Origin of the sequence: Nocardia sp. NPDC019219 (assembly GCF_040632645.1) — a bacterium.
GTDB lineage: Bacteria > Actinomycetota > Actinomycetes > Mycobacteriales > Mycobacteriaceae > Nocardia > Nocardia sputorum.
The window spans coordinates 424,406-448,123 of record NZ_JBEYCG010000002.1 but is presented as its reverse complement, the minus strand read 5'-3'; the positions used below and the strand labels follow the sequence as shown (position 1 = coordinate 448,123).

Below are 23,718 nucleotides of genomic sequence, written 5' to 3'. Positions count from 1 at the left end.
GTCGCTCATCTACGCCTCCTTCCAGGCCGCCGACAGCAGCGCCCTGGTCTCCCGCAGCAGTTGGGGCATGACCTTCGCCCCGCCGATGACGGTGATGAAGTTCGCGTCGCCACCCCAGCGCGGCACGATGTGCTGGTGCAGGTGATCGGCCAGCGATCCACCGGCCACCCCGCCGAGATTCAGCCCGACGTTGAAGCCGTGCGGCCGGGACACCTTCTTCATCACCCGGATCGCCTGCTGGGTGAAGGTCATCAGTTCGGCGCTCTCCGCCTCGGTGAGGTCCTCCAGGTTCGCCACTTTGCGGTAGGGCACCACCATCATGTGCCCCGGGTTGTACGGGTACAGGTTGAGCACGGCGTACACCAGCTCGCCCCGGGCGACGACCAGTCCGTCCTCATCCGACATCTTCGGGATGTCGGTGAAGGGGTGGCCGGTCGAATCCTTGGCGGTGGTGGCGGCCTCCGCGATGTAGGACATGCGATACGGCGTCCACAGTCGCAGCAGCCGATCCGGTTCGCCGGCACCGGCGTCCACGATGCTGCCCGGCTCGGCCGAGGCCGCGGTACCGTCCAGATCCGCGAGCCCGTCCGGCACCGTACGCTCGCTCATGCCCCACCCTTGTTCGCCGACCGGATCTGGAACCCCTCGGCCGTCGGCGACGCGTTCTCCCGATGGGCGATCCACGCGACGATGGTGGCCACCGCGTCGTCGACCGGCACGCCGTTGACCTGGGTGCCGTCGCGGAAGCGGAAGCTCACGGCGTTCGCGTTCACGTCCCGCTCACCGGCGAGCAGCATGAACGGCACCTTCTGGGCGGTGTTGTTGAAGATCTTCTTCTGCATCCGGTCGTCGCTGCGATCCACCTGCGCGCGCACGCCCTCGTCCTGCAACCGTTCGATCACCCGGTCCAGGTGCGCCGCGAAGGCTTCCGCGACCGGGATGCCCACGACCTGCACCGGCGACAGCCAGGCCGGGAACGCGCCCGCGTAGTGCTCGGTGAGCACACCGAAGAAGCGCTCGATCGAGCCGAACAGCGCGCGGTGGATCATGACCGGCCGCTGCTTGGTGCCGTCGGACGCGGTGTATTCCAGATCGAAGCGCTCGGGCAGGTTGAAGTCCAGCTGGATCGTCGACATCTGCCAGGTGCGGCCGAGCGCGTCCTTGGCCTGCACGGAGATCTTCGGGCCGTAGAAGGCGGCGCCGCCGGGATCGGGCACCAGTTCCAGACCGGAGGCCGAGGCGACCTTCGACAGGGTCTCGGTGGCCTCCTCCCAGATCTCGTCGGAACCGACGAACTTCTTCGGGTCCTTGGTGGACAGCTCGAGGTAGAAGTCGTCGAGGCCGTAGTCCTTCAGCAGATCCAGCACGAACCGCAGCGTGTCGGTGAGTTCGCTGTGCATCTGCTCTTTGGTGCAGTAGATGTGCGCGTCGTCCTGCGTCATGCCGCGCACCCGGGTCAGGCCGTGCACCACGCCGGACTTCTCGTACCGATAGACCGAGCCGAACTCGAACAGCCGCAGCGGCAGCTCCCGGTACGACCGGCCGCGGGCACGGAAGATCAGGTTGTGCATCGGGCAGTTCATCGGCTTGACGTAGTAGTCCTGGCCGGGCTTGCGGACGGTGCCGTCCTCGTTGAGCTCGGCGTCCAGGTGCATCGCCGGGAACATGCCGTCGCGGTACCAGTCCAGGTGGCCGGAGACCTCGAACAGATGCCCTTTGGTGATGTGCGGGGTGTTGACGAACTCGTAGCCCGCCGCGACGTGCCTGCGGCGCGAGTACTCCTCGAGTTCCTTGCGGATGATGCCGCCCTTGGGATGGAATACCGGCAGGCCGGAACCGAGTTCGTCGGGGAAGCTGAACAAGTCCAGTTCCAGGCCGAGCTTGCGGTGGTCGCGGCGTTCGGCTTCGGCGAGCAGGTGCAGGTGCTCGTCGAGCGCCTCCTGCGATTCCCACGCGGTGCCGTAGACGCGCTGCAGGTCCTCGCGGCTCTGGTCACCACGCCAGTAGGCCGCGGAGCTGCGGGTCAGTTTAAAGGCCGGGATGAACTTGGTGGTCGGGATGTGCGGACCGCGGCACAGATCGCCCCAGATCTTCTCGCCGGTGCGCGGATCCAGGTTGTCGTAGATGGTCAGCTCTTTGCCGCCGACCTCCATGACCTCCGGGTCATCGATGCCGGACTTGTCGCTGATCAGCTCCAGTTTGAACGGCTCCCCGGCCAGCTCGGCCCTGGCCTCCTCGACCTCGACCACCCGGCGGGAGAACCGCTGCGCGCCTTTGACGATCTTCTTCATCCGGGATTCCAGCTTGGCCAGATCCTCCGGGGTGAACGGCCGCTCGACACGGAAGTCGTAGTAGAACCCGTCCTTGATGTAAGGGCCGATGCCCAGCTTGGCACCGGGGAACTCCTGCTGCACCGCCTGGGCGAGGACATGCGCGGCGGAGTGCCGGATGACGTTGCGGCCGTCGGGGGTGTTCGCCGCCACCGGCTCCACGTCGACGTCCTCGTCCGGGGTCCAGGACAGGTCCTTGAGTTCACCGTCCACCCGGACGACGACGACGGTGTCCGGCCCCTTCGTGGGCAGTCCCGCCGCACGCACCGCGGCGCCCGCCGTCGTCCCGGCCGGCACCCGGACGAGGGCGACTGGGCTGATGGCGGCTGAGGTGGTCACGGCTGCGCTCTCCTTGGCGTTCTCGGGTGCGGGCCGGGGCCCGCTCGATGGTGGCCGATCGCATCTTCGTCCGGCGCGACCATGCTACTGTCCCGCCGCGCAGGCCCGCCCCTCCGGGTTTTAGGCCGTACGAGTCGGGTGGCGCGAGATTTGCGTTCGAGTCCCCGCCGAGTGGACCGGCGCCGTGGGCGTACCGGGTGAGTCACGGCCGCGGCGGGAAAATCGGCTGTCACCCGGCCGGTCGTCAGCTCTCGGCGGCGAGGCCCGCGAGCAGGGCGATTCGCTCGGCGGCGGGGCGTTTCGGGCAGCTGGTGCACATCTCGCAGCCGGGAACTTCGAAGACCAGGCAGCAGGAGATGCGCCGCACGAATGTGCGTCCGCCGATCTCGACGAAGCGCGGAACCGGTAGTTTGCCGCCGATCTCGGCGGCCAGCCGTGCCCCCGCGTCGGCGGACCCCGCGTCGAGCGCGCGGTTGCCGATCGCGTCGGCGACGATCGCCCACAAGGCGGGCACACCGGCACCCGACACCCGGGCGACCGGTGGGATGACGGTCGCGAGCGTCTCGTGCAGGGCCGACGCACCGCCGGCCGCTTGACCGTCCGCCGGGATACGCACGCGCTCGATGCCACCGTCGGGGCGAACTTCGCAGTCCAGTCGCTCCAGCGCGGCTTCGGGAGCGGCCTCGTCGTGCGCGTACGCCCGCGCGATCTGCTCCACCAAGGCGGAGGCGACCATGCACCACCACAGCGTGCCCGCGATGCGCAGCGATGTGGTGCCCCAGGAACGGCCCATCTCCGCGATACGCGCGGCCAGCCATTCCGGTTGGGTGAGCATGCGCCCCGGAACGGTGGTCACCGTTGCAGGGGGCTGCGCAGCCATTCCCATTCGACTCCGATCCAACTACCCACGAGCCCGAAGGTTCCCAATATCCACAGTGTCGCCACGACCAACGCGGCGGTGCCGACCGCCCCGGCCACCTGCACAGCCCGGCCCTGCCGGGAGTACCAGTCCATCAATTGCCGGTACCGGTCCCGCAGCCAGCCCAACGCCTTTCGCGCCCAGGCGAATTCGGTGGCGAGGATGCCGAGCCCGGCGAACACGATCGCCCAGCCGGGACCGGGATAGGGGATCGCGAGCACCCCGACCGCGAGCACGGCCACGCCGACGACGGCGACCACGATCCGGTAGCCGAGATACAGCGTAGGTCGTCGCTCGAGCCCCGCTCGGAAGGCGCGCCAGCGGGTCGGCCGATCGTCCGAGCTCGTTTCCAGGTCTGCGGTCACGTTCCCCAGGGTACGAGCAGTCCGGCATACCGAACCCTGTCCGGATACGGCGATCCCGCCCGGGCACGCCACCCGGGCGGGATCATTCGTCCGGCCTCGATCAGACGAGTTCGGCAGTGGGCTGGTGGCCCGCGTCATCGATGTGCGCGATCCCGTTCTCGGTCACCTCGACCACCCGGGCACTGGCGATATCGAAGAACAGGCCCGACACCGTGACGCCGCGCTCGGCCACCGCCTTGCGCACCGCCGGATGCCGGTGCAATACCTCGAGCTGCATCGCCACGTTCACCATGGCCAGCTGATCGACCTCGCCGAAACCGGCCTCCCGCGCGGCGGCCGCGACCGGATGGCCCGCGCGGAATCGCTCCAGGCTCGGTCGCGCGTGCGCGAGCCAGGGGTCCACACCGGGCACCTCGGCGCCGGTGTGCAGCGCCTTCATCGCACCGCAGGAGGAATGCCCGCAGACGACGATGGAGCGGACGTTCAGCTGTTCGAGCGCGAACACCAGCGCGGCCTCCACCGACGCGTCGCCCTCGGCGGGCGCGAGGTTGCCCACGTTGCGGACGGTGAACAGGTCGCCGGGTCCGCTGTTGGTGATGATGTTCGGCACGATCCGCGAGTCCGAGCAGGTCAGGAAGAACGAATCCGGATCCTGCTGATCACGCAGCTCGTCCAGATGCGGCCGGACGACGTGCGCGTGGCTGCGGTGGTAGGCCGCGACGCCCGCCGCGACCGGGTTGGCGTGCCGATCGTCGCGCCGCCAGGGGCCGAGGATCTCGTCCCAGACCGCCCGCGCGAAGCTGCGCGCGGGCGGCTGCACCCCGGCGTGGGCCATCCTGGCCCCGCCGATCTCCACGAAATCGACGCTGCCTCCGTTGTTCACCTGCTGGCGGGCGAACTCCTCGATGGCCTCGAACGCCGCGTGATCGAGGTAGTCGACGGTCATCTCCACCGTGACGTCGGCTCCCGGGGGGATCATGGCGAACTGCGCCGAGAGCTTCGGCAGTGCGAGGAAGGTGGCCGAGCCGTCGATGGTGACCACCCAGCGCTGCGTACCGGAAACCTGTTCGGCTTTGACCGCCACCCGGACCACCCGCCACAGCAGCAGGCCGAAGGCCAGGCCGAGGCCGATCAGTACGCCCTCGAGCAGGTTCAAGAACACCACGCCGAGCACCGTCACGGCGTAGACCAGCAGGTCACCGGTGCGCCGGGCCAGTTTGATGTGGGCCAGTTTGACCAGCTGGGTGCCGATCACGATGAGCAGACCGGCCAGCGCGGCCTTCGGGATCTGCTCCACCACGGAGACCAGCGCCACGGAGAACACCAGCACCCAGACGCCGTGCAGCACCGCGGAGGCGCGGCTGTGCGCACCCGCCTGCACGTTGGTGGCGCTGCGCACGATGACGCCGGTGACCGGCAGGCCGCCGAGCAGGCCGGACAGCACGTTCGCCGAGCCCTGGCCGATCAGCTCACGGTCGAAGTCGGTGCGCTTGCGCGAGTGCATCTTGTCCACGGCGACCGCGGACAGCAGGCTTTCCACGCTGGCGATCAGGGCGATGGTGAGGATGGCCAGGACCAGACCGGACCAGTCGCCGCGCGGCAGAGCGGGCAGGCCGATGGCGTCGAACAGCGAGCCGTTGAGCACGATGCGCTCGGCATCGAGCGGCAGCACCAGCGACAACACCGTGCCGACGAGCACCGCGACCAGCGGGCCGGGCACCGCGCGCACCCGGGCGGGCAGGTATTTCCAGCCGACCATGATCGCGATCACCACCGCGCCGATCAGCGCGCCGCCCCCGTGCAGGGACAACAGCTGACCGGGCAGTTGCACGATGTTGCGCCAGGCCGAGCTGTGCGAGGAACCGCCGAGCAGCACATGGATCTGTTGCAGCGCGATCGTGATGCCGATACCGGCCAGCATCGCGTGCACCACCACGGGCGCCACGGCGAGCGCCGCCCTGGCCACCCGGCTGAGCCCGAGCAGAATCTGCAGTACACCGGCCGCGAAGACGATGAAACACGTCGTGCGCCAACCGAATTGATTGATCGTCTCGGCGACGACCACGGTGAGGCCCGCGGCCGGGCCGCTCACCTGGAGGACCGACCCGCCGAGCGTGCCGACGACGATGCCGCCGATCACGGCGGCGATGAGCCCGGCGGCGACGGGGGCTCCGGACGCGATCGCGATGCCTAGCGAAAGCGGCAGCGCGACAAGGAAAACCACGATCGAGGACGGCACGTCGTGGCGGAGGATATCGGAGAAGCGATCGGACAGTGGTCCGGAACTGCGGCCCGAGCCCATGGGTGCGGGCATTGACGGTGGCGGGGCTAAATCGTGATCGATAGCCATGACTCTCCTTCGCCGACTCGGCTGATTCGCCGAGGTCGGTTGACGATCAACATGTCCAGCAGGGCACAAGACCGCGAACCGGCATCTCGCGGTGAAGCAGTCCCGACACAGCGATGAGTCGAGATGTAAACGAGTACAAGTGTATTGGTAAAGACTTAGCAAAGCCTGAGAACTTCGCCGATTGTGTGGCATTCCCCACTGTCCCGCCGTCGTCATCACCGTGACCTACTCCACAATCCCCAGGTCACGCCGTTTCCACCGCGATCAGGCGGCCTTCGTCGCCGAACTCCGCGATGCCGTCGACCATGACCTCGATCACTCGGGCCGTGGCGAGGTCGAAGAACAATCCGGTCACCGCCACGCCGCGCTCCTCGACTCCCCGGCGCACGACCGGGTGCGCGTGCAGCGTCTCCAGCTGCACCGCGACGTTCACCATGCCCAGCTGGTCCACCGGCCCGAACCCGGCGACGGCCGCCGCGGCGGCCACCGGATGTCCCAGCCGATAGCGCTCCAGGCTCGGCCGCGCGTGCGCCAGCCAATCGCCGAGCCCTTCCCCCGCCCGCACCTCGCGGTGCAGCGCCTCCATCGCCCCGCAGCCGGAGTGACCGCACACCACGACCGCGCGCACGTCCAGCCGCTCGAGCGCGTAGATCAGGGCCGCCTCCACCGAGACGTCTCCGCCGCGCGCGGGCACGATATTGCCCACGTTGCGGACGGTGAACAGGTCGCCCGGCCCGCTGTTGGTGATGACGTTCGGCACGATCCGCGCGTCCGCGCAGGTGAGGAAGAACGAGTCGGCGTCGTGCCGATGGCGCAGCTTGTCCAGATGCGGGCGCAGCACGTGGGCGTGGCCGCGGTGGTAGGCCGCGATGCCCGCCGCGATGCGGTCCTCCCGACTACCCGTCCGTCGCCATGGCCCGATCACCTGGTCGATGACCTGCCGGAAGTGCCCGCGCTCGGGCGGCCCGGCCAAGACGGTGGCCATCCGCGCGCTGCCGAGTTCGGCGAATTGCACCGCCGCGCTCGATGTCTCGCGCTCGCGAGCCCATTCGGTGAGGAACTCGTGCGTGGCGTGGTCCAGGAAGTCGACGGCCATCTCGACGGTCACGTCGGCGTCGGCGGGGACCTTCGCCAGTTCCGCGGTCAGCTTCGGCAAGGCCAGGAAGGTGCACGTGCCATCGATGGTGACCACCCATCGGCGCGTGCCCGGAACCGGTGCCGCGACGATTGTCACGCGCACCACCCGCCACAACAGCAGCGCGAAGGCCAGCACCAGCCCGATCACCATGCCTTGCAGCAGGTTCAGGAACACCACGCCCAGCACCGTCGCCAGGTAGACGTACATCTCGCCGGCCCGCCTGGCCAGCCGGATGTGCGCCAGCTTGATCAGCTGCACGCCGACGAAGATGAGCAGTCCGGCCAGGGCGGCGGTCGGGATCTGCCGCACCAGCCCGGCCAGCGCGACCGCGAACAGCAGGATCCAGATTCCGTGCAGCACGGTCGCCGCCCGGCTGCGGGCACCGGCGTTCGCGTTCGTGATGCTGCGCACGATGACCCCCGCGATGGGCAGGCCGCCGAGCAGGCCGGACACGACGTTGGCCGATCCCTGCCCGATCAGCTCCCGGTCGAAGTCGGTGCGGTGGCCGGGCCGCATCTTGTCCACCGCGACGGCCGACAACAGGGTCTCGATGCTCGCGATGAGGGCGATCGTCACCATGGTCGTGACGACGGCCGCCGGACCGCCGGAGGGAATGGCGGGCAGGCCCAGCGCGTCCGCCAACGAGCCGTTCAGCACGATGCGCTCGACGTGCGTCGGCAGGACCAGCGCCAGCAGAGTGGCGATGAACACCGCGACGAGCGGGCCGGGCACCACCCGCGCCCGCCCCGGCACCGAGCGCCACGCGACCAGGATGCCGATGACGACGAGTCCGACGACCAGGTCGCCCGTACGCACCGACATCAGTTGGCGGGGCAGGGCGACCAGCGCGGCGAACGACGAACTCAGCGAGTTCCCGCCCAGCAGGACATGGACCTGTTGCAGCGCGATCACCACGCCGATGCCCGCCAGCATGCCGTGCACGACCACCGGGGCGATGGCCAGCGCGGCCCTGGCGATCCGGCTCAGCCCGAACAGGATCTGCAGCATGCCCGCACCGATCGTGATGAAACAGGTTGCCGCCCAGCCGAACTGGTGCACACTCTCGGCGACGACCACGGTGAGGCTCGCGGTGGGCCCGCTGACCTGGATCGCGGAACCGCCGAGCAGTCCGGCCACCACACCGCCGACGACGGCGGCGATCAGGCCCGCAGCGACCGGAGCGCCGGAGGCCACCGCGACGCCGAGCGAAAGGGGTAGGGCGACCAGGAAAACCACGATCGAAGCGGGCAGATCGGCACGGCCGATGACGGTCAGACGATCGCCCATGTTCGCGTACGGCGACGTCCGTGGTGCGGAATCGGTGTCGGTGGACATATTTTCTCCTTCGCCGAGGTGGTGGCCCCGGTTCATCGGTCAAACATGTTCTTGGCATCGAAAGCGAGCGGCGGTCGAAGCTCGGGCCGTCGGCGGAAACACGATCCGTGACGGAGCAGTCGGCACGATAGTAAAGACTTCGCAAAGCGTGTGGAAAGGTTTCCGGTCCGGATGAGGACAACCGCTACCATAATGTGACCCAGGTCACAGCGCAACATCGAGGAGTGGGCTGCATCCACCAGAGTGACGTGAAGCCGAGAGAGCGCCGACCGACGCGGAGAATAAAGGAGACCGGGCAGCAACTGCACCGGTCTCGTTCGCGTAAGTGGTCCCAGCTGGGATCGAACCAGCGACCTTCCGCGTGTGAGGCGGACGCTCTCCCGCTGAGCTATGAGACCTTACGGGTTTCCGGCGGCTGGGGTGCCCTCCGGACGAGACGAAACATTAGCACGCGCCACCGGCGGTTCACCAAATCGCCAACCGGGCAGGGACGTGCAGCCCCACCCTCCGCCGGACGGCGGCCCCACCCCGCGTGTTCTCCGAGAAGGGCCGGACGTCTCACAACCCGTCGAGCCGGGCAGCCGAATCGGCGTCTCGATCATCGAGACCGAGGACGGAACGCCCCACCTCCCCCACCGACCCCATCGGCCACCGGCGTCACAGCACGCCACCTTCCGGATTTCCGCCGTTCTACCAGCGGATTTGTACCTTTCACCGGGCGTCGGCTAATGTTCTGTCTCGCACCACGGAGGCCGGAAACGAGCCCCGGGGAGGCAGAATGCGGATGTAGCGCAGCTGGTAGCGCATCACCTTGCCAAGGTGAGGGTCGCGGGTTCGAATCCCGTCATCCGCTCGAGAGGTAGGGCCAGGCAACATTACGCCGTCCCCCTTTGCGCGGTGGAGTGGCCGAGTGGTGAGGCAACGGCCTGCAAAGCCGTGCACACGGGTTCGATTCCCGTCTCCACCTCGCGCGATTAGCTCAGCGGGAGAGCGCTTCCCTGACACGGAAGAGGTCACTGGTTCAATCCCAGTATCGCGCACCACCGTCTCACCAGGTCAGCCCCTGTTTCGGCAGGGGTTTACTTGTATCCGTGAACTGGCTGAGCTCGCGGCATTCGGTCCGGCGGGAAACGTCCATGCTGCCACTCGAGATACACCAGCGGGGGCGTATTTCCCTAGAGGTCGTCATGAACAGCACCCGAGTAACGACGTCACCCTCCACGTGGAGCCCGGCAACGACCCGAGGCGGGGTGGTCGGTTGGAGATCGAGTGGCCGAATGGAGACCGGGAGCATCCGCCGTACTGGCTGGGTGCTGTGTGGATGAGCAGGCTCGGCCAGCCGCCACAGAGACTCCCGGACTTCCCATCATCGAGCACGAGGGGCAGAAGGTACCCGCCCTCCTACTTCCTCTGATACTCGGACCCGGTGGCTTGAAGAACATCGGGTACAAGCCGCACGAGAGCGACGATTGGGTACGCGCGCCCCAACCCCCGGGCGGCTCGGTACAGCTCACGCCAAGTCGTCGAACTCTCCGGCCTGAGCGCCCTTGAGGAACGCGCCCCACTCTTCACGGGTGAACGCGACCGTCCCGGCCTCCCGAGCGTTGGAGTTGCGCACGTAGACGGTGCTCGGCGTCCCGGCCACCTCGACGCATGTCCCGTTGTCGGTGAAGCTCGACACCCGCCATTCGAGGCTATCCATGGTTCTTGCGCTCCCATTCCTCTGCCAGTCCGAGAATGAATCGGCGCGACTCGGTGGGACTCAGAGCAACCTTCGCCCCGTGGTCGAACGCACTGGCGAAGTATTGCACTTCCTCGGCATCAGTGATGAACCGCCCGCCACCGTACGACTCGATGTGGACACGCGGCGAACCCCACGGGTGGGACATGAGCGAGAACGCGTGCAGGCGGCGCGCTTCGTACTGTCCGGCGTCATAGGTGGTGACCCGCACCGTCACGTTGGGCAGCTCCGACAGCTCCGCCACGGTCCGCAACTGCGTGGACATCACCTCCGGGGTGCCGACGCGCAACCGTAGCGAGGATTCCGGCTGAATCACGTCTAGCACCAGATCGCCCGACCGAACACGCTTCTGCCGGTGCAGACGCTGATCCACCGCCTGCTGGACATAGGTGTCCGAGACTCCCGAAATGCCGACCCGACTCACCAGGGCTTCGACGTAGGAGGGAATTTGCAGCAGTCCGTAGACGGCGCGCGGCTCGTGAGTACGGATGGACGTGGCCGACTGCTCCATACCGAGATACGTGGACAGCCATTCGGGTACCTCGCCCTCGATGGCGGGGACGCTGCTGAGCATCGCCGACAGTTCGTCCATCGTGATACCCAGTGCCTCAGCGTATTTCGGTCGCTGAGCCGGATACGGAGTCCCCTCGTTGCGCTCCCATCGCCCCAACGTGGTCCGATCCACCCCCACAGCTTCGGCTATCTGCTCCTGAGTCTTCCCGGTCGCCTTCCGCGCCTCGATAAGGCGTTCTCTGCGCATAGTCGCATCGTAGGTGCATCGTGCGCGCCGTGGCCTGTTTCGTTGTGCACGCGGAGCATTGAGTCCCACGAGGGGAAATTCCAGAGAGGGGCACGCGATGGACGCACTACCGCAACGGATTCCGGGCGCGCATGAGTATCCGGCGGGCACGGCAGAGCGTCCGGCCGTCGAACTGATCAGGCGCACCGCCGTTGCTCTCGCGCAGTGGGCGGACACCGACGCAGAGGGGTTGACAGTGGACGCAGAGGCAGCGGTACTGGGCGTGCTGGCACCGGGCGGAATGCTCACCGCCGACCAGATCAGCCGCGAAGCGCAGCTCACCAGATGGAGCACCCGCCGGGTGATCGGTCAGCTCGAATCACGCGGGCTGATCATGGCAACGGCGCACGGTTCCCGCTGGTCGGTCACTCCACGAGGGCGCGCGGCATGGGCCACCAAGTTCAGGCGGTTCGCGCAATGAGCTGGATCGAGGTCGGCATCACGGTGGCGGTCGGCCTGCCCTTGTTGGTGATTGTCGCGGCGATCTGCTGGCCGCAGCGGATACCGAAGGGCAGGTCGGTGGAGGACATCACGCAGCGGGTGGAAGAGGAACGTCGTCGGACACACTGACGGTGAAGCTGCCGTCTTCGGAGTGCACGCCGAAGGCCACCCAATCGTCGGCGGCGAGGAACGGCCCCACCGTCACGTCGGCGTAGTCGAGGGTCGCCAGCGCGGTCCAGGCAGCCGAGACGAGCAGTTCACTGTTGGTCAATATTCGAGCTGCACCAAATCGGCGAGTTCGCGCATTTCCGGCGTGAGCGTGCGACGTTTGGAGATGATGCGGCCCAGCAGATCACGCGCCGAGCGCTGTTCGACCAGCCACGGGCGCGCATCACGCGACAGCGACGCCAGCACGTCGAAGGCGGCATCATAGTGGCGTAATTCCACGTGGGCTGCCGATACGTCGATCAGGTGCCGGTTCCGGTTGTCCGACGTCGGCCGCTGGTCCGGCGGGATATCGCTGGCCAGGCGCAACGCGACGTCCGGGCGGTCGTCCACCACGGCGTTCTCTACCCGCTTCATAGCCACCGTGGCCGGGTCGAACGTCGTCCAGTACTGGTGATAGGGACCGGATTCGGGCCGCACCGCGACCGCACCGGCGGCGGCAAGCCTCATCATCTCGTCGGCCTCGTCGGGCCGGTTATCGCGTACCGCCGCCGCCGATGCCCGGAGCAACAACCATCCCCAGGTGGAAAGCTCGCGCGTCGTCGCGACGGACAGCCTGGGTTCCACGCGGTCGGCCCACCGGGTAGCGAGATGACGCACCGCCTCGAATTGCCGAGACCGATTGTTGGTAGGCACCCGCCGCCGGGGACGGGCCGGGGCAACATCGCCGATACCCGGCGGTGTCCACCCGGCGACGGGGCTGAAATCGACGCTATGCGTGAAGGGCTCGCGCACTTGCGTTTTCGGCGTCCGCAGGTGTCCACACCCCCATTACGCTGGTGTGGTGGAAACCGGGGCGCTCATGCGTGCCGCTCGGGAAGCGGCCGGTATCTCTCTGCGCGCGATGGCGGAACGGACGTTCTACAGCAAGACCTATCTGTCGGCGATCGAGACCGGGCAGCGCCCCGTGCCCGCCGGAGTGACCGCCGCCTACGAACGCGTCTTGGGGACAACGGACCTGGGCCGACTGACCACCGCCGCCAGGTCGGCTGCGAGCGTGGACGCCAGCGCCCTTGCCGACGTCGCCATGATGCTTTCGTCTACCCGCCGGATCGAGGACGCGGCCGGTGCCCTGGCGGTGCTTCCGGCGGTACGCGGCATGTCCGCCATGTCCGAGCAATTCGCACGCGAAGCACGCACGGCCCGCACCGAGGCGGCGGCGCTCGCCTCCGAGATCACGCAGTACCGGGGTTGGCTCGAACACGCGGTGGGAGCCGACACCGCCGCGCGGCGCAGCCTGACCACGGCTGTGGACCTGGCAGCGGAATCCCGCGACCCAGACCGACTCGTCCACAGCCTCGGTTTCGCCGGGTACGTGGCGTGGAGCGCGACCGGGGACTACGGCGAAGTGATCGCCCTGTCGGACGCCGCGCTGGCGGTCCGTGGCGCGCACCCCGTCCTGGTCGCCTACGCGAGGATGCGCAGGGCCGAACTACTGGCCGCGCGCGGGGAGCCAGGCGAAGCACTGCGTGCACTCTCCGAGGCCGACGCGTCGACAGACGCGGCGGACGGTATCGAACCGCCGGAAGCCATGTACTGGTGGACACCCGGATTCGGCGGTGTGCAGCGCGGGGGCGTCCTGTCCTTGCTGGGCGACACGACCAACGCGATCCAGGAAGCATCGGACGGTCTGGCCGAGATGCCCGCCGAGCACCGGCGAACCGAGTGGCTGGCTTCCGCGCTGCGCCGCGTCGACCCGGACATGAACCCGGTCAGCGGGTGATACGGTGCCCGGTCCGCGTACACACAGCACCCGAATGGGCACCGAACACTTGAAACGGCCGGCACGGTGACAGGGGCCCGGTGTCGGTGGGCGGGGATACGCTGTGGCGCACAGTGCCGGAGCCGAGTCAGGGGGTTGTCGCGTGACGATCAGTACGGAGGTCGCGCAGGGGGCGGCGCCGGATGACGACGATCCCGAGTCGCTGGATCTTCGCGGCGACATCTCGTTCGAGCTGGAAGAGGTCAACGAGGTGCTCGGCGAGCTGGTCGCCATGCGCGCCGACCAGAAGGCCAAGGACGGCGACCTGCTGACGGCTCGGCTCGGGATCAGCGGGGAGAAGCCCGAGACGCTGGCCCGCATCGGCGCTCGCTACGACCTCTCCCGCGACCGGGTGCGCCAACTACACACCAAAGCGGTCGGGCAGATGATCCGGATGGCGCAGTTGTCCGGGCATCGCGCCGCCGCGGTCCTGTCCGCGCGCTATCCCCTGGACGCGCGGGACCGGCAGTTGACGCGCGCGCTGCTGGTGGAGACGTACGCGACCGACACCGATATCGCGGCGACCGAGCTGTCGTACCTGAAACTGCGGCTCGCCGGGCACGCGGCCGAGGACGCGAAGCGGGTCGCCGGGTTCGTCACCCAGCGCATCGCGGCTTGGCAGAAGAAGACCAACCGGCGTCTGGCGAAGCTGCACGACGCCGAGCCGCGCGCGACCAGTCAGCTGAATCCCTGGCTCGACCAGGTCGACTGGCCCCGCGCCGGCGCCCCGGCCGCGATCCCCACCACCTCCGCGCGCACCGTGGACAGCGACGACGACGGCCGCGGGCGCTTCTACCTGGACAAGGTCGGTCGCGACGTGCCGTTCGACTCCGGTCTGGAGGCCAGGCTGTTGTGGATCCTCAACGCGGGCGATCAGGTGGAGACCTTCCAGGAGCAACCCGCGGCGGTCGTCTACGACCTCGACGGCGCCGAGCGGGTGCACTATCCGAGCATCGTCGCCCAGCTCACCGACGGCCGCACGGTGTTGATCGACGTCGCGCCCCTCGGCCACGTGGGCTTTCACGTGAACCGGGTGAAAGCCGCCGCGAGCCGAGCGCACGCGCACGCCAACGGGTGGGGCTGGCTGATCTGGACCGGCAGTCGCATCGGCATCCCGGATCTGCGCGCACGCGCTGTCGACGCCGCGAGCGAGCGGATGCTGCGCGACCTCGTCGAGCGCGGCCCCGTGCACGGGGCCGCGCTCCGCGAGGTGCGCGCGAAGACCGGCCTGGAACTGCTGGACTTCCTCGCCCTGGTGCTGCGCCACGAATGGCGCTGGGACCGAGCGCCCTTCCGGCTCAGCGCACCACCATCGCCGCCGCCAAGAACGTGACGATCAGCAGCATCGCGCAGATGGTGATCAGCTGCCAGCGGCCGATGGTCACCTCGAGATTGGCGATCGTGTTGCGCAAGGCCTTGTCGAGCCGGTCGTGATCGGCGATCGTGCGCTGGGCGGTGGCGAGGGCGTCGGCCTTTTTCTGCGCGTCCAACTCCGCGCGTTCCAGCCGCGTGGTCAGCTTCAGTAGATGTTTCTGCTTGTCGCGCAACGACTTCCGGGCCACCGCGAGCGCCGTGCGCTGGTTGACCAGTTCCTGGCGCTGCCGGGCGATGACCGTGGCCTGCGTCTTCGTGTGGTACTCCCAGTCGGTCACGGTGGCCCAGCCTCCTGTCCTCTCGTCCCGATAGCCCCAGACGTATTCGCCGCGCACCCAGCCCGCGATGAATTCGCGCAGTTCGACCGGCTCGCGCCGCGGCGCCGCCATCGCGTGCTCGGTGTCCAGCACACCGGTGACCGCCCGGTAATCACAGGCGGCCGGAGCGAAGTCCGCGATGCCCAGCGCGTGCAGATACGGCACCCAGTAGCCGGGCGGGCACAGCCACAGCACATCCGTGCAGCCCTCGGCGCGCAGCCGCTCGGTGTGCTCTCGCGCGAGCCCTCGCTCCACCGGGCCGCTGCGCACCTCGATCGCGTAGACCCGGTCGCCCTTACGCCAGTACACATCCACCGGCAGCGTCCCGATGCGCCGATCCACTTCGGCCTCGTCGGCCCCGTAGGCCAGCAGCCTGCCGCACAACCAGTACTTCAGCCGCCGCATGTCCCACTGGGCGGCGGCGCATTCCGGACACCCGCAGGCATAACCGGTCTTCGACCCGCGGGTACGGCCGGAAGCCTCTCCGATACCCAACTCGGCGAGCATCGCCCGGCGCCCGCAGGCGATCTCCGCCCGCTGCTTCGTTCTCACGCGACCACTCCCCTGCACAACCACCGCAGGCCCGGCGACCTACGCCATAGATCAAGAGTGCGTCAGACTCGGCAACCTCGCCAGCCTCGTCTACCCCGCGCTCGGGTGTGCCACGCACATGCCCGATCCACGGAAATGGCGTCGTACTCTGCGGCACAAGGGCTTTCATCATGCCACGGGGCGGCATCGGCGCTTCTGATATCGCCGAATTGACAGTTGCCGCCATTCCGCGCCGCGCCCGGCCCTCGACGAGCGGGCACAGCACGGCCGCGCGACGCGTCGTCGCGGTCACCCGAAGCGTGGACTCGCGCGGGACGCGGATCGGGCGGATAATGTCGGATCGGAGGTGTCGGCCCGTTCCGGACAAAGCGGGTCGCCGCGTAATCCGCCTGCACGGGGGTAATTCCGGGGGCCTAGGCTGCAGTGATCAGGTCTTTGATCGGTGCGCCGCCGATTCTTCGCGAGCCGCGGATGTCCAACTGGGCGGATAGAATCGTCCGGCCGAGTGCGAGCTGGGCCGATACGGGGAAGTAGGTACTGGATGGAGCACGGTCAGCAGACCGGCGAGTCGATCGGCGCGATGCTGTCGAGTATCGCGTCGGCTCTCCGAGAGGTCAGCGAGAAGCTGGACGCGGTGGCGGCCCGCATCGACGGTGCGCAGGCCGTGGCGAGCGAACCGACCGTCGAGGGGCGGTTGGCCAAGCTCGAGGCGTGGGCTTTCCGGGCGGGACAGGACATTTCGGGCCTCGATGCCAGGGTGGAACGCCTGGAATCCGGTGCCGACCCGGCGCCGGAGGATCAAGAGACGGCCCAGCGACCGGCTGCCCCGCTACCCCGGGCCGCCGCGAGGCGGTCCAGTGCGCGCCGACCGGAGCACAGCGCCGAGCCCACGGCACCGAAGAACGAGTCGCCCGGAACGGCGGGCACCCGGAACGGCACACCGCGTGAGCCGGTGCACGCGGCGCCCGAGCCGAGTCCCGCTGCGCCGACGAGCTTCACGCCCCCGCGCGAGCCCACGCTGACCGCACTCGAGCCGAACGCGCAGGGCTTCACCGCCCCCGGCAATTCCGCGTCGAACTTCACCGCCCCTCCCGCGCGTGAACCCGCTTTCACCACGCCGACACCGCGGGAACCCGTCTCGTCGTTCACCGCGCCCACCCCGCGCGATCCCGGTACCGGACAACAAGAGACCTTCCCGGCCTCGCGTGAGCCCGCCCCCGCGGCAGGCTCGTACTCCCCCGTCGAGAACGCCCCGTACGAGAGCATCGTCGCGTCCGCCGCGGCCACCAATCACAGCGGCTCGGAGAACAGCGCGGTACCCGATGCCACAGCCACGGGACTCACCGGCGCGCACCGCGCCGGTGTGGACGACCGGACCCCGGTGGAGAACACGCACGTGGACAAGTTGCAGGCCATGCTGGACGAACTCAAGCGCACGGCGGCGGCTCCGCTCGGCCGGGCCGACGTCTTCGGGAACACGCCGGGTGAGTCGACCACGAACGGATATCAGTCCGAGCGCACCGAAGCGCAGCGCAGACCGGCCGACTACCGGCTCTCCAGCCCGCCGCCGGTGTCCTGAGCGGCTCTGGCGCGCTTCCGCTTCGGCGGACGCGCCGCCGCCGAAGAACGCAGCAGGATCTCCTGCACTAGATCGCGCAACCAGCGATGCCCCCCGTCGGCGGTGTTACGCGGATGCCATGCCATCCCGATAGCGACCTCGGGCAGCGGCAGCGGTATCTCGAACGCGGCAAGACCGATCGCGGGTAATGTCGCGGCGCTCAGCAGGGCGGGCGCGGGGCAGACCAAGTCGCTGCCACGCACCGCGAACAGCGCGCTGGTCAGCGTCGGCACGGTGGCCACCACCCGCCGGGTGCGGCCGTGCAGGGCCAAGCGGTCGTCGATCGGGCCGTGCGAACGGCCGGTGCGCGAGATGCTCAGATGCGGCGCGGCCGCGTACGCGGCGACGGTGACGCGATCGGTGACCAAGGGATGGTCGGCGGCGGCTACTCCGATCACCCGATCGGTGAGCACTCGGCGCACGGCCGTCTCTGGATCGGTGTGGTCGATCACACCGACTTCGAGGTCGACCCGGCCGTCGCGCAACGCGGCGGTGCCCTCCACGATGTCGGGCAGGAATCGCAGCGTCACGCCTGGAGCCTGGGCCCGTACCGCGGACAGCAGGGGCCCGGCCAGTTCGCTCAGCACCATATCGCCGGCCTGCACCGCGAACGTCCGGCGCAGCGCCGCCGGGTCGAGGTCGTCACGCGGTGTCAGCAGCGCGCGTCCCTGCTCGACCAGAGTGCTGACCTCGTAACGCAATTCCAGCGCGCGTGGCGTGGGCACCAGATTGCGGCCCGCGCGCACCAGCAGCGGGTCGCCGAGCACGCCACGCAATTTGGCCAGCGTCCGGCTCATCGCGGGTGGCGAGGTGTGTAGGCGCTCCGCGGCCAGGGTGACGCTGTTGGTGTCGAGCAGTGCGTCGAGGGCCACGAGGAGATTCATGTCCAGCGCTTCCACCCTTGGATTATCGCCAACGCAACCAGCGGCCCCCGGTATTGCGCACGCGATAACCCGGGGCGAGTCCGACCCGAACGGCACGGTCGGACATCCCGTCGAGGGAATGGTTCGCGGTCGAGCACGCGATCGCTTCCGCCCGTGCGCCGTCCGGGGTTCACAATGACGTATCGACCTGCGGGTATGCACCGTGCACGTCGGCTATCGAGCCGCGACACACTCCATCGGTGCGCGCGCCGGATACGGTGACGCGCCCCGAGTCACCCGAACGCAGGCGAGCGTCGGACAGCCGTGTCCGAGTCGCGGGTCGACACACGGGAATTTCGGCAGTCGATGCAAACGTGCGCACGCACCACTCGCAGCCGACGATCAGCGCGGCGGACGTCAGTACCCGTCCGCCACACGCCTACCGACTCAGCGGAGCAGCCACGGCCCTAGTGGCTGACCCGGCCGCTGTCGCCCTCATAGGGCAGCAGTTCCGCCTCGATCGGCGCCGTCGGGCGCGCCGTCGGCCCCGGCCCGGGCTTGCGACGGGTGGCCAGACCCCGGTAGGACTCCGGCTTGATCCGGCGGAACACCTGCGCCGCTCGCGTGTGCAGCGGCAGGCGGAACTTCAGGTCGGCGAGCATCTCGTCGATGTTCTGGATGGAGAACGGGACGACCGCGGTGCCATGCGCGTGGCGGCCATGCGTGCGCTCCTCCATCCAGCGCAGGCGGGCGTCGATCTCCTCGTCGAGTTTCTCCGCGGGCGGCAGGTGCAGCCTGCCGGTGAGCAGCGCGGCGGTCCAGTGCGCGGCGACCTCGGCGTTGAGCGTGCTGATCGTCGAGGAGTTGTAGCCGGCGAAGGTCAGATTCGGCACCCCCAACGGCAGGATCTGCCGATGCAGGCGGAAGTTGCCGTGCTCGTCGGTCAGCCTGCGCTGGATATACGGGGTGAGGAAGGGGACGCGCTGCTGGAAGCCGGTCGCGCAGATCACGACGTCGGCCTGCAGCACCTGCCCGGTGGACAGCCGGATCCCGGGCGCCGCCTTCTGGCCGCCGCCCATCTCGGTGATGGTCGTGTCCCGGTGCACCGTGATGCGTCCGTTGGCCACCTGTTCGTAGAAGCCCTCGCTGACGAGACTCACGGTGCTCTCGGCGATCTCCTCGAATCGCCCAGCGGGCACCAAGTCGAGTTCGCGCAGGTGAGAGTGCTTGGTGACCAGTTCCTGGATCAGATCGAAGTTGCTGATCCGCACGGATTCACCGGGACCGTCCAGGAACCGATCCATCCAGCGGGGCCGTAGGTAGTGGAAATGGGCCTCGCCGAAGCGGGTCAGCATCAGCCGTTCGTAGTCGATCACCCGCGCCAGCTTGCGCGGCATCTTCCAGAACAGCCGCCGCGCCACGACCGAGGTGGACGCCGCGACCTCGCTCACCGCGGTGGCGATGTCGCAGGCGGACTTGCCGTAACCCACCACGACGACCGACTTGCCGCGCACCGACTCCAGATCGGTGAACTCCGAGGAATGGCACAGACGCCCGCCCGCGGCGCGGAACCAGTCGGCGCCGTGGTACTCCGGCATCGCGGGCTCACTGAAAACGCCGTTGGCGATCACCAGGTGATCGCACGACGCCCGGTGGACTCCGCTCTCGTCGCGAATTTCCAGCAACCAGCCGCTGTCCACCGGATCGGCGGCGACCACCTCGGTGCGCAGCCGCAAGTGCTCGGTCAACCCGAAGCGCTCGGCGTAGGCGGCCAGATACGCCTGCATGTGCTGCCCGTCGAGAACCCGCGGGTAGTCGCCCGGCATCGGAAAGTCGGAGAAGTGGTACGTGTCCTTGGAGTTCTGCGTTTGCAGTCCCGGGTATCGCCGGGTCGCACTCCACACGCCACCGACATCGGGTGCGCGGTCGAAGATTTCGACCGGAAAACCCTCCTGTTGCAATACTTTCGCGCAGGCGAGACCTGCGATACCCGCACCGACGATCCCGATGCGGCTTCCGCTTGTCATGCGCAAGAGGCTACGTCGCCAGCGGCGCACAGCAAAGTCGGTCGACCGAATCCGCTCGTCAGCGCACCGCGGGCGCACGCATCGGGAGCTCGAACAGCCCGCGGATCAGAATGCTCTCCCGCCACCGCAGGTCCATGTCGCCGACGGCGGGCCGCAGCAGCGGATAGCGCCGGATCGGCCGGGTCAGCGCGATGCGCGCCTCGAGCCGGGCGAGTCCCGCCCCGAGGCAGGCTCGGCGCGCGCCGTCGTGCGGCTCCGGCTACCCTGCGCCGGTGAGTTCGATCGCGCCCGTCCTGCGGCGCGCCCGCGTCGCGAACTCGTTCGCGTTCGGCGCGCAGGGCTTCTTCCTCGCCGTCGTGCTGACCGAATTGCCGCAGCAAAAAGCACGTTTCGGCCTGTCGGACGGGGTGATCGCCGTCTCGGTGGTGCTGATCTCCTTGCTGGCGGGCGGCGGCAGCGTCCTGGCGGAGCGGCTGGCGCTGCGCTGGTCCAGCCGCGCGGCGGTGCGGATCGGGCTGCTGCTCGTGGCCGGCACCGGCTCGGCGGCGGCGTTCGCGCCGAACACGGCGCTGCTGGTGGCCGCGCTCGGCTGCTATGGGATCGCGGTCGGCATCGTCGACGCGAGCACCAACATGCAGGCGGTGTTCATCCAGCACGGGTACGGGACGTTCATCCTGTCGTCGTTCTACGCTTCGTGGAGCGCCGGAACGATAGCCGGGGCGTTGTTCGTGTCGGGGTGCGAGGCGCTGGAGGTGACGTTGCGCGAATCGCTGCTCGCGGCCGCGGCGGTCGTGCTGGTGCTCGGCTGGCTGCTCGGGCCGGGACTGCTCGGCGTGCGGGACGCGGAGACGAGTCCCACCGAGACCGCCTCGCCCGGCCCGGCAGTCGCGCTGCGCGCGTATCTCGCGTTCGGGATCGCGGCGGCGTTCGTCTTCGCCATCGACCTGGCGGTGGGCAACTGGTCGGCCTTGTATCTCACCGACGACCTGCTGGCCGGTTCGGCGACCGCGGCACTCGCCTTCGCCGCGTATCAGGGCACATCGCTGGTCGCCCGAGCCACGGGCGATTCGCTGGTGCGCCGTTTCGGTCCGCGCACTGTGGTCCGGGCCGCCGCGGCCACGGGGGCCTGTGGTCTCGCGCTCGTGGTGGCCGCGCCGAGTCCAGCCGTCGCGATCGCGGGTTTTCTGGTCGCGGGCGCCGGTCTGCCCGTGATCGCACCGCTGTGTTTCAGCGCGGCCGGGCAACTCGCGACCGGACGAGAGCTCGACGCGCTGATCGCGCGTCTCAACCTGTTCAACTACGCGGGAACCCTCCTGGGCGGCGGCCTGGTCGGCGCGGTCGCGGCGAGTGTGGGGCACCGTGTGGGATTCGTGATTCCCCTGCTGTTCGCCGTGGCGCTGATAGCGCTCTCCCGGGTCTTCCGCTCCCATCGCGTCGCGAGCGCGCCACGTCCGGGAACGGTGGACCAGCCCACAGAACTCGGTCCGACCGGCTAGGCCGTGCTGGTCCCGTGCGCGAGCCGCAGTCGGTTCCGTCAGCGACGGAGGGAGCCTTCCAGCGGATGGGCACGGCAGAAGTCCCCCATGATCCGATCGGCGCTGATCGACGTGGTGGTGCCACCGACCAACGGCACCGGCGACACCACAAACGGATTGCCGGGCCAGGTATGCCCGCCGTCGATGATCGAGTAGAGCTCGACGGCGCTTCCGGCCGGGCAGGGGTAACTCGACTGCGTCACATCGGACGCGATCTGCCGCTGGTGTACGCAGCGTGCAAGCGCACCCGCGAGTGCCAAGACGACGACCCGGCCGTCCTGTTCGAACACCTCGCCAACGACGACGAACAGGTCGTCCGCCACTACGGACAGCCGGTCGCCGTGGTGCTGCCGACGACAGCCCGCCGAAGCCCAGACCGACCGGGAGAGGATTAGATTCCGTGCGGCATGGAAGACCATCGCGACCCGTGAGTGATGAGGAAAGGCCGCATAAATACCAGATGCGTGGAGGATGGAAATAAACACCAGCTGATCGACCAGAGGAGCTATCCATGAAGTCGATTCCACTCAACCGCATGGTCAGGCCCACCTACGTGGTTTTCTCAGCACCGACATCTGTTAGCGCTACTTCCGTCGTAGATCTGTATGCAGGTTTCATCCGGGTCGACCACATCGGCGGAGAATTCGACGACACCGAAGATATAAAGGCGTTTTTACCGATGGACGCCAGCGGAAATGTCATGAGTTATGGAGATTCTCAAGCCAGTCCGAAACCACAGGTTATCTCCACGGTGAGCGCGGCACCATCCGCTTCTACTTGCTGGTCCGACTACCAAGACGAAATGGGGACAACGTCGGTTGAGTTTGCGTTTGCCAAATTGGAGCCCCAGTCAATCGACGGAGTCCAAGGAGATCCGCTTCTGCCAGTCCTGAACGCACGGCTATCAGCTCGACGAGCTACGCTGTTCATGATCACCTACCAGGTAACGGTGGCAGGGGTGCGAGGAAATGCTTTCGGTATCAAGCTGCTTCAAAATACTGAAGGCCCCAGCTTGACCCCCAATAGCTGAACTACCGATGTCGTCGGATATTGCCCACCAACTCCCATGATCCCACCATGAGGCTCTGGCCTACACGCAACGAGTTCACATTCCCGCCGAACCGTATGCTCTGATAAGGACATGAGCAACCTCCCAGTCATCGTCGATCGGGCCGGGCTGTGGGACGCGGAAGCGCTCAGCGACGTGGCGGCGGCGACTTTCCCGCTCGCGTGTCCGCCCGGAGCGACGCCCGACGACATCGCGGTCTTCGTCGGCGACGTCCTGTCGGAGGAACGCTTCGGCGAATATCTGAGCGATCCGGCTCGGATCGTGCTCAAAGCTGTCGTGGACGGAGACATCGTCGGATACGCGATGCTGGTCACCCGCGCCCCGGCCGACTCAGCGGTGGCCGAGTCGGTCGGGATACGCGAGCTGGTGGAGATCAGCAAGATGTACGTGCTGGCCGGCCACCATGGCACCGGCGTGTCCACCGCGCTGATGACCGCCGCGCTGGACTGGACGCGCGCTCAGGGATACCCGGGCGTCTGGCTGGGCGTCAATCAGGAGAACGCCCGCGCCCGCCGCTTCTACGCGAAGCATGGTTTCGCGGAGGTCGGCACCAGGAAGTTCACCGTCGGCAACCAGGTGCACCACGATTACGTGCTGCGGCTGGTCTTCTAGTCCCGAC

22 protein-coding genes and 4 tRNA genes are annotated in these 23,718 nt (G+C 68.3%); 10 read left to right on the top strand and 16 right to left on the bottom strand.

Translation table 11 applies throughout. The features are described from left to right. Positions 1–9: 9 nt before the first annotated feature. The 7 genes from ABZ552_RS06575 to ABZ552_RS06545 form a co-directional block, all read right to left on the bottom strand. The gene (locus ABZ552_RS06575) at positions 10–609 is read right to left on the bottom strand and encodes an HIT domain-containing protein (RefSeq protein WP_281878900.1); all 600 of its coding nucleotides are present in this window, start codon (positions 607–609) and stop codon (positions 10–12) included. After that, positions 606–2,669, bottom strand: a complete 2,064-nt coding sequence (gene thrS, locus ABZ552_RS06570) for a threonine--tRNA ligase (RefSeq protein WP_281878898.1) — start codon at positions 2,667–2,669, stop codon at positions 606–608. The genes ABZ552_RS06575 and thrS overlap by 4 nt, the downstream gene beginning before the upstream one ends. Before the next feature lie 244 nt (positions 2,670–2,913). Then, entirely contained in the window at positions 2,914–3,525 is a 612-nt protein-coding gene (locus ABZ552_RS06565) for a (2Fe-2S)-binding protein (protein WP_357435883.1), read from the bottom strand. Beyond that, on the bottom strand, positions 3,522–3,953 hold the full coding sequence (locus ABZ552_RS06560; protein WP_281878894.1) for a TIGR02611 family protein: 432 nt from the start codon (positions 3,951–3,953) through the stop codon (positions 3,522–3,524). Before ABZ552_RS06560 ends, ABZ552_RS06565 begins: the two co-directional genes overlap by 4 nt. Positions 3,954–4,053: 100 nt before the next feature. After that, complete coding sequence (locus ABZ552_RS06555) at positions 4,054–6,255, bottom strand: bifunctional SulP family inorganic anion transporter/carbonic anhydrase (protein WP_281919540.1); 2,202 nt, start codon at positions 6,253–6,255, stop codon at positions 4,054–4,056. A 292-nt stretch (positions 6,256–6,547) separates the two neighbouring features. Next, on the bottom strand, positions 6,548–8,776 hold the full coding sequence (locus tag ABZ552_RS06550; protein ID WP_281917848.1) for a bifunctional SulP family inorganic anion transporter/carbonic anhydrase: 2,229 nt from the start codon (positions 8,774–8,776) through the stop codon (positions 6,548–6,550). Between the two features lie 326 nt (positions 8,777–9,102). Next, positions 9,103–9,174: transfer RNA gene (locus tag ABZ552_RS06545), tRNA-Val, on the bottom strand. Positions 9,175–9,556: 382 nt separating this feature from the next. Between ABZ552_RS06545 and ABZ552_RS06540 the strand changes: the two genes are divergently transcribed. The 3 genes from ABZ552_RS06540 (at position 9,557) to ABZ552_RS06530 (ending at position 9,819) form a co-directional block, all read left to right on the top strand. Further along, positions 9,557–9,629 (top strand) — tRNA-Gly (locus ABZ552_RS06540). Between the two features lie 43 nt (positions 9,630–9,672). Beyond that, positions 9,673–9,743: transfer RNA gene (locus ABZ552_RS06535), tRNA-Cys, on the top strand. A gap of 1 nt (position 9,744) precedes the next feature. Continuing rightward, positions 9,745–9,819, top strand: a tRNA-Val gene (locus tag ABZ552_RS06530). A gap of 467 nt (positions 9,820–10,286) precedes the next feature. Here ABZ552_RS06530 and ABZ552_RS06525 read toward each other — a convergent pair. Both ABZ552_RS06525 and ABZ552_RS06520 read right to left on the bottom strand, forming a co-directional pair. Continuing rightward, entirely contained in the window at positions 10,287–10,478 is a 192-nt protein-coding gene (locus ABZ552_RS06525; protein WP_281878890.1) for a DUF397 domain-containing protein, read from the bottom strand. Beyond that, positions 10,471–11,277 (bottom strand): helix-turn-helix transcriptional regulator, encoded by an 807-nt coding sequence (locus ABZ552_RS06520; RefSeq protein WP_281878889.1) that lies wholly within the window; start codon positions 11,275–11,277, stop codon positions 10,471–10,473. The genes ABZ552_RS06525 and ABZ552_RS06520 overlap by 8 nt, the downstream gene beginning before the upstream one ends. Before the next feature lie 97 nt (positions 11,278–11,374). Here ABZ552_RS06520 and ABZ552_RS06515 point away from each other — a divergent pair, with 97 nt between their 5' ends. After that, a complete protein-coding gene (locus ABZ552_RS06515; RefSeq protein ID WP_281878888.1) occupies positions 11,375–11,737 on the top strand; it encodes a helix-turn-helix domain-containing protein in 363 nt (120 codons plus the stop codon). Here ABZ552_RS06515 and ABZ552_RS06510 read toward each other — a convergent pair. Genes ABZ552_RS06510 through ABZ552_RS06500 form a run of 3 tightly spaced genes read right to left on the bottom strand, consistent with a single transcriptional unit; the run spans position 11,718 to position 12,549 of the window. Next, on the bottom strand, positions 11,718–11,846 hold the full coding sequence (locus tag ABZ552_RS06510; protein WP_281878887.1) for a hypothetical protein: 129 nt from the start codon (positions 11,844–11,846) through the stop codon (positions 11,718–11,720). The genes ABZ552_RS06515 and ABZ552_RS06510 overlap by 20 nt on opposite strands. Next, positions 11,846–12,028 (bottom strand): hypothetical protein, encoded by a 183-nt coding sequence (locus tag ABZ552_RS06505; RefSeq protein WP_281878885.1) that lies wholly within the window; start codon positions 12,026–12,028, stop codon positions 11,846–11,848. Before ABZ552_RS06505 ends, ABZ552_RS06510 begins: the two co-directional genes overlap by 1 nt. Then, positions 12,025–12,549 (bottom strand): hypothetical protein, encoded by a 525-nt coding sequence (locus ABZ552_RS06500; RefSeq protein ID WP_281878884.1) that lies wholly within the window; start codon positions 12,547–12,549, stop codon positions 12,025–12,027. Before ABZ552_RS06500 ends, ABZ552_RS06505 begins: the two co-directional genes overlap by 4 nt. A 217-nt stretch (positions 12,550–12,766) precedes the next feature. Here ABZ552_RS06500 and ABZ552_RS06495 point away from each other — a divergent pair, with 217 nt between their 5' ends. Continuing rightward, positions 12,767–13,705, top strand: coding sequence for a helix-turn-helix transcriptional regulator (locus tag ABZ552_RS06495; RefSeq protein ID WP_357435879.1), 939 nt, complete (start codon positions 12,767–12,769; stop codon positions 13,703–13,705). Positions 13,706–13,847: 142 nt separating this feature from the next. Then, positions 13,848–15,077, top strand: a complete 1,230-nt coding sequence (locus tag ABZ552_RS06490; protein WP_357435877.1) for a sigma factor-like helix-turn-helix DNA-binding protein — start codon at positions 13,848–13,850, stop codon at positions 15,075–15,077. Here the strand turns inward: ABZ552_RS06490 and ABZ552_RS06485 are convergent. Continuing rightward, the gene (locus ABZ552_RS06485) at positions 15,043–15,987 is read right to left on the bottom strand and encodes a hypothetical protein (RefSeq protein WP_281878881.1); all 945 of its coding nucleotides are present in this window, start codon (positions 15,985–15,987) and stop codon (positions 15,043–15,045) included. The genes ABZ552_RS06490 and ABZ552_RS06485 overlap by 35 nt on opposite strands. 541 nt (positions 15,988–16,528) lie before the next feature. On the opposite strand from ABZ552_RS06485, the gene ABZ552_RS06480 reads away from it, so the two are divergent. Then, the gene (locus ABZ552_RS06480) at positions 16,529–17,566 is read left to right on the top strand and encodes a hypothetical protein (RefSeq protein WP_357435875.1); all 1,038 of its coding nucleotides are present in this window, start codon (positions 16,529–16,531) and stop codon (positions 17,564–17,566) included. On the opposite strand, the gene ABZ552_RS06475 is transcribed toward ABZ552_RS06480, so the two are convergent. Together ABZ552_RS06475 and ABZ552_RS06470 are read right to left on the bottom strand one after the other, a co-directional pair. Then, the gene (locus tag ABZ552_RS06475) at positions 17,533–18,504 is read right to left on the bottom strand and encodes a LysR family transcriptional regulator (RefSeq protein ID WP_281878877.1); all 972 of its coding nucleotides are present in this window, start codon (positions 18,502–18,504) and stop codon (positions 17,533–17,535) included. The genes ABZ552_RS06480 and ABZ552_RS06475 overlap by 34 nt on opposite strands. A 431-nt stretch (positions 18,505–18,935) precedes the next feature. Next, positions 18,936–20,495 (bottom strand): NAD(P)/FAD-dependent oxidoreductase, encoded by a 1,560-nt coding sequence (locus ABZ552_RS06470; protein WP_357435873.1) that lies wholly within the window; start codon positions 20,493–20,495, stop codon positions 18,936–18,938. A gap of 272 nt (positions 20,496–20,767) precedes the next feature. On the opposite strand from ABZ552_RS06470, the gene ABZ552_RS06465 reads away from it, so the two are divergent. Continuing rightward, on the top strand, positions 20,768–21,991 hold the full coding sequence (locus ABZ552_RS06465) for an MFS transporter (protein WP_357435871.1): 1,224 nt from the start codon (positions 20,768–20,770) through the stop codon (positions 21,989–21,991). A gap of 38 nt (positions 21,992–22,029) precedes the next feature. On the opposite strand, the gene ABZ552_RS06460 is transcribed toward ABZ552_RS06465, so the two are convergent. Beyond that, a complete protein-coding gene (locus tag ABZ552_RS06460; RefSeq protein WP_357435870.1) occupies positions 22,030–22,557 on the bottom strand; it encodes a hypothetical protein in 528 nt (175 codons plus the stop codon). Between ABZ552_RS06460 and ABZ552_RS06455 the strand changes: the two genes are divergently transcribed. Together ABZ552_RS06455 and ABZ552_RS06450 are read left to right on the top strand one after the other, a co-directional pair. After that, positions 22,542–23,060 (top strand): hypothetical protein, encoded by a 519-nt coding sequence (locus ABZ552_RS06455; RefSeq protein WP_357435868.1) that lies wholly within the window; start codon positions 22,542–22,544, stop codon positions 23,058–23,060. The genes ABZ552_RS06460 and ABZ552_RS06455 overlap by 16 nt on opposite strands. A 111-nt stretch (positions 23,061–23,171) precedes the next feature. Next, on the top strand, positions 23,172–23,711 hold the full coding sequence (locus ABZ552_RS06450; protein WP_357435867.1) for a GNAT family N-acetyltransferase: 540 nt from the start codon (positions 23,172–23,174) through the stop codon (positions 23,709–23,711). Positions 23,712–23,718 lie beyond the last annotated feature (7 nt).